Raw genomic sequence first — 5,347 nt, forward strand, 5'->3', positions numbered from 1 at the left:
GACCAGCCAAGGATGCGGGATATTAAATCCGGGAAGTGGTCATCAAACTCTGACGCACCAAGGCATGGCATCGTTGAATGCGCTTCGCTCAGCCTTGGCAGTTTCGAGAACTATCGAAGTGTCGTAACGGACCTGCGCCAGAGCGCCCTTGCTGTAAGCGATCCAGTCTCTATCGCGTTCGAGGCATTGATCCATGATGTCGTGTAGATCATCAAGGGTCCCGGCTTCGACTTCGCTCGCAATTTCCGCAGCAAGGTCCAACTGCACTCTCGTTGCGGGTGAGAAGAAGTCTCGTGCCTCCGGCGAGTTCAGGCGTTCGGCCAGCCGAGCCCCAAGGAGGAGAACTACAGCATGATCTTCGTTTGACCGAGTGGCCCGGCCCATGCCTTGTTCCAAGCGTTGAATCTGCCGACCAAGGAGATTTTCTGATCCGGTCAGTCGGGCCTGCGCTATCCGCTCAGGCCCGTCGAGTGCTTCGGGAAGTCCATCAATGACTAGGACGTGGCACGCGTCGCCGGGCAAGTCGATGCCGTCGTAGCGATTCACAAGTACCACGAGTCCCAGTTGGGGGTTCTGGTGTAGTTGTTCGATGCCCTCGTGGATGTTGTTGCGGTCGAGAATGAGGGCGGCGTCGTCCCGCCACCACTCGGCACGTGCATGGTTAGGAACAATGACAACAACGTTTTGCTCCTCTGCCAGGTCTAGGACGAGTTGACGCACTTCCTTATCTGTCGCCCTTGGCACGAGTTGCTGGGGCACGAGGATCATCCGATCGCCGATATCACCCGCGCTTGACGGGAAGATGGGTCGTGCGACAGATTCTGGAGCGGCACCGAAATGTCGTACAAGCACTGAGTCGTCAGCAAGAGTGGCGGTGAGGTACACGCGTCGCTGCGCCTGGGAGAACCCGAGGAGCGCTTCGGTTGGATGACAAGGGGGGTATATCTCCAACGCATCGCTTGTGATCACGCCAGTACAGAGCGGGAGGCTGTCCACGACGAGGGGCCAGCTCCACTTCAGAGCGCCGGTCGAAAGCGGGTGCAGGATTGATAAGACCTGATCTTGCTGCGCTTGCCAGGCCCAGAAGGGAACCTCCTGGATCGCCCTGCGGTGACGAGATTTCAGGTCCATATATCCGCTAGGAGACTGATCCTTTAGATCAGGGGCGAAGAGGTCCAGCAGTTCATCATACGCGGACGATTCAGCATCGACGCGGAGCCGGAACACATGATCGGCCTGCGCGATGCAAGCGTGCGCGTCGTCAATGATCACTCCGGCGAGTCCGTGCGACGGAGGCTTGGACACGCTACCGCCGACCCCGAAGACTGATAAACCATTGAAGAGTTTGGCGAACGTCCCGACGAGGACGGCTCGTCCCTGCTGATACTCGGGCGAGCTGGGGTCGTTCGTGGTGGCGATCCCCGCCTGATGCGCCTCGCTAGTGACCTGCGCCGTGAGAAAGTCGTCAGGCACGAGGTACGCCACGGGTCGGATGCCCTCGTTAAGCCAACTACGAGCTATGAGGAGTCCGACCAGCGTTTTACCGCCCCCTGTGTTCATCTTGATCACGAGGTCCCGTTCATCGCGACGCTCGTGCCAAGCGGCCAACACCTGATCCTGCGGACCTCTCAGGTAGTCCAGACTGGTGACTTTCTCGGGCAGGGCATTGAATAGATCGCGGGGTTCAGTAATAGTGTTGGCCGGAGCCGAGGCCCCCTGCCCCAGCCGCTTGAAGTTGACCTTAGCCATCGCATCCTCGTTTCATGCCGACCTCATCCACGGGTGTCCTCATTCTCTCCTACGCAACCGGGGCCCTGCCAACCGCGCAGGGCGTCACACCCCCGCCCCGACATCAACTTGCTGCGTGGCGCAATGCTGCATGATGACCCCGTGAACGAGCCCACCGAGAGTCCGGTCGCCCTCGCGATCTCGCGCGGGGTTGGACTTCACGTTCTCGGTACCGAAGCCCGCGTCGGTGGTGTGGACAGTTGCTAATACCGGAGCCCATGCGTTGATCGGCCAGACCCCTCGTGCTGCGGTAGCAGAGGTAGTTGCATCCATGGAGTCCGGCGTTGCAGCCTCCTGCACCGGTGCAACCACCGGGAATGGGACCGCTGCACAAGTCGATGCCGCCAGGCTGATCGCTACTGCCTATGACCAGTATGACTCCCGCGCCGACGACCCACACCATTACGCCCGTGTGGTGGTCTCCAATAAGGTCCAGACGGTACTGGATAGGAAATGACGCTGTCTGAACGGAGGTTCTCTGCACGCGTTCGCAGTGGTGTTACCGGAGATGCACGATGCGATCTTCGGCCAGGCTCGCTCCACGGCTGTAGTCGGTCACAGAGCCGACGTACCCGTCGTTCCGGTTGAGGAAACGGTGCACCTGGCTCTGGGCATGGTGGATGAGGTAGCACGTCCTGAGGGAGGTACCGAGAGGAACTCCCAGGCGCTTTGCCTGATGCCTACCGTTGAGGATGTGGATGGCATTCTGTGCCCCGCCGTCAGCTGATCTAGGTCTGCTTGTTGCCATCCATCGTTTTTGACACGTTGTTAGGAGGAGCGTCTATGACCACGGTCGCGATTATTGGAGCTGGCCCAGGACTGGGGCTGGCGACTGCCCGTCGTTTCGGTCGAGAAGGGTTCAGTGTCGCGTTGATTTCACGTACACAAGCACACGTAGATTCGCTGGCCTCCACGTTGGGTGCAGAGGGGGTGACCGCGCGAGGTTACGCGGCGAACGTGCGTGATGCCCAGGCCTTGCGCCAGGCGCTGGATACCGCAGTCGTTGATCTGGGCCCAATTGAGGTATTGCAGTACAGCCCGGTTCCAGCGAGGGAGTTTATGAAACCGGTCTTAGAGACAACCGCCGAGGACCTGGCTGGGCCGGTGGAGCAGTCGGTGTATGGGCCAGCGGTTGCGGTCCAGTATGTCTTGCCTGGATTGCAGCAGCTGGGTCGCGGCACGGTCTTGTTCATCAATGGCGCTAGTGCGGTGACACCGAATGGGAACGTGGCCGGCACATCGGTCGCCTTCGCTGGGGAGAGCGCGTACGGGCAGATGCTCCATGATGCGTTGGCACCGGAGGGGATTCATGTCGCGCAGCTGATCATCCCCCGCGGTATCGGCGGAGGTGAGCCTGACCACGAGCCGGAGGCTCTGGCCGAGCGTATCTTCACACTGCATCGTGATCGGGGCAGATTCCGCACAGTCGTTGGAGAGGAGAGCGCGTAAAGGCCGTCGCAGAGGTTTGGCGGGGTCGATGAGGAGGCCGCTGGGTCGGCACTGTTGAGGTTGATCTACGCCGCCTCAGGTGGTGACTCCACCCCGCGCAGTGCCCCCAAGGCTGCAGATTGTTCGACGTCGAGAGGGTTCATGCTGGAGGGGGTACCAGCAGGGTATCCCTCTTATGGGATCTGCGGCGTAGCGTTGAAGACATGAACAGCAAGAACGAGGCGCGAGAGTTTCTCATGTCTCGCCGGGCGAAACTCCGCCCCGATCAGGCCGGATTGAGTACCTCGGGCCACCGGCGGGTTACCGGGTTGCGACGTAGTGAAGTCGCCTCGCTTGCCGACGTGAGTCTTGAGTACTACACGAAGATCGAGCGCGGCAACCTCGCCGGTGTTTCGGATGGCGTGTTGGAGTCCATTGCTACAGCACTGCAGTTGGACGAGGCAGAACGGGAGCACTTGTTTGATTTGGCTCGTGCTGCCAACGGCGGTGCGGATCCGGTGAGGCGCCGCAAACCTCGAAAGCGGTGGCAACCGCGAGAGAGTCTAACTCGTGCCTTGGATGCGATCGTGACTGGGCCGACGTTCGTGCGCAACGGCCGGATGGATGTGCTGGCCACTAATGCCCTCGGTCGCGCGTTCTACGACCACGTTTTCGAGGATCCGGGACGCGGCAACCTTGCTCGGTTCTGCTTCCTGGACGAGCGCGCACGGGAGTTCTACCCCGACTGGGAACAGGCAGCCGATGTCACTGTGGCGATCCTGCGCAGTGAAGCCGGACGCGACCCCCGCGATAAACAGCTCCACGATCTTGTCGGCGAGTTGTCCACCTGCTCGGATGCGTTCCGCACTCGATGGGGTGCACATGATGTGCGCCGTCATGGGACCGGCACGAAGGACTTCCATCACCACGAGGTCGGTGACTTGACCCTTAGCTACGAAGGGTTGGAACTGACCGCAGAACCGGGCTTGTCGTTAGTGATCTACGCCGCTGCACCCGCATCGGTGAGCCAAGAGCGACTGAACCTCTTGGCCAGCTGGAATGCCCCACAACCCGAAGCATCATCGACCGAGGGTGCTTCGACTTCGGTCCAAGAGAACTGAACCCGGTCACCGTAGTCGGGGCCGGTAACCGTAACTCCTGCCCGGGTCGAGCTGTGACGCTCGGCGAAGACCTTGTCTTGGCTCGGTCGCAGCACAGGCATTGGCAAGTGACCAGCCACGACTGGCTTGAGCCGTTACTGACGAGCACAGCACCAACGAACTAGCTAAGAAGGTAAGAAGAAAGGAAAACAGACCATGACTATCCTGAACGAAACGTATGCGCTGCCTAACGGCGTTGAGATCCCCAAACTAGGGCTTGGTACCTGGTTCATCGATGACGACAAAGCCGCCGAGGCTGTAAAAGCGGCAATCGAGCTGGGTTACCGGAACATCGACACGGCCCAGGCCTACGGAAATGAGCGCGGTGTCGGCGAAGGCGTCCGCACCTCGGGTGTTGCTCGCGAGGAATTGTTCGTATCCACGAAACTGGCCGCTGAGATCAAGGACTACGACGCCGCGGTCGCTGGGATCGACCAGTCCCTGGACACCCTGGGACTGGACTACATCGACTTGATGCTGATCCACAGCCCGCAACCGTGGGCCGATTTCCGGGGCGGGGACTACGCCGACGAAAACCGTCACGTGTGGCGTGCGCTGGAAGAGGCGCTCGAGGCGGGGAAGGTCCGCTCAATTGGGGTGTCGAACTTCCAGCAGCAGGACCTGGAGAACATTCTTCAGGGCGCGACAGTCGTTCCGCACGTGAATCAGTTGCTGGTCCACGCTGGCAACACCCCCTCGGAACTACTGGCTTATTGCGAGGACAAGGGAATTCTCGTCGAGGCGTACTCGCCGATCGCGCACGGCGCGATCCTAGAGCACCCACAGGTGAAGGCCCTGGCAGAGAAATACGGGGTGTCGGTGCCGCAGCTGTGCATTCGCTACACGCTCCAGCTGGGAACCGTCTCCTTGCCGAAGACCGCGAACCCCGAGCACATGCGCTCCAACGTTCGGTCTACCCCGTACCTCTGGGCGATCTCTGCCTGGGTGGCCTGATTAGTCAGCACCGAGGT

The 5,347-nt window shown here is 60.6% G+C and carries 4 protein-coding genes and 1 pseudogene; 4 read left to right on the plus strand and 1 reads right to left on the minus strand.

What is annotated here, in order from left to right:
* Positions 1-42: 42 nt before the first annotated feature.
* Positions 43-1,749 carry a helicase C-terminal domain-containing protein gene (locus tag GNZ21_RS10875; protein WP_229659378.1) on the minus strand — a complete coding sequence of 569 codons (1,707 nt, stop codon included), beginning with the start codon at positions 1,747-1,749 and terminating at the stop codon, positions 43-45.
* Between the two features lie 187 nt (positions 1,750-1,936).
* On the opposite strand from GNZ21_RS10875, the pseudogene GNZ21_RS10880 reads away from it, so the two are divergent.
* The 4 genes and pseudogenes from GNZ21_RS10880 to GNZ21_RS10895 all read left to right on the plus strand — a co-directional run.
* A pseudogene (locus GNZ21_RS10880) lies at positions 1,937-2,245 on the plus strand (relaxase domain-containing protein); the annotation flags it as partial.
* A gap of 326 nt (positions 2,246-2,571) precedes the next feature.
* The gene (locus GNZ21_RS10885; RefSeq protein WP_157324236.1) at positions 2,572-3,237 is read left to right on the plus strand and encodes an SDR family NAD(P)-dependent oxidoreductase; all 666 of its coding nucleotides are present in this window, start codon (positions 2,572-2,574) and stop codon (positions 3,235-3,237) included.
* Between the two features lie 203 nt (positions 3,238-3,440).
* The gene (locus GNZ21_RS10890; protein ID WP_157324238.1) at positions 3,441-4,337 is read left to right on the plus strand and encodes a helix-turn-helix transcriptional regulator; all 897 of its coding nucleotides are present in this window, start codon (positions 3,441-3,443) and stop codon (positions 4,335-4,337) included.
* Positions 4,338-4,532: 195 nt separating this feature from the next.
* On the plus strand, positions 4,533-5,330 hold the full coding sequence (locus GNZ21_RS10895) for an aldo/keto reductase (RefSeq protein WP_157324240.1): 798 nt from the start codon (positions 4,533-4,535) through the stop codon (positions 5,328-5,330).
* Positions 5,331-5,347 lie beyond the last annotated feature (17 nt).

It is taken from the genome of Nesterenkonia alkaliphila, from assembly GCF_009758175.1.
Taxonomy (GTDB): Bacteria; Actinomycetota; Actinomycetes; order Actinomycetales; family Micrococcaceae; genus Nesterenkonia; species Nesterenkonia alkaliphila.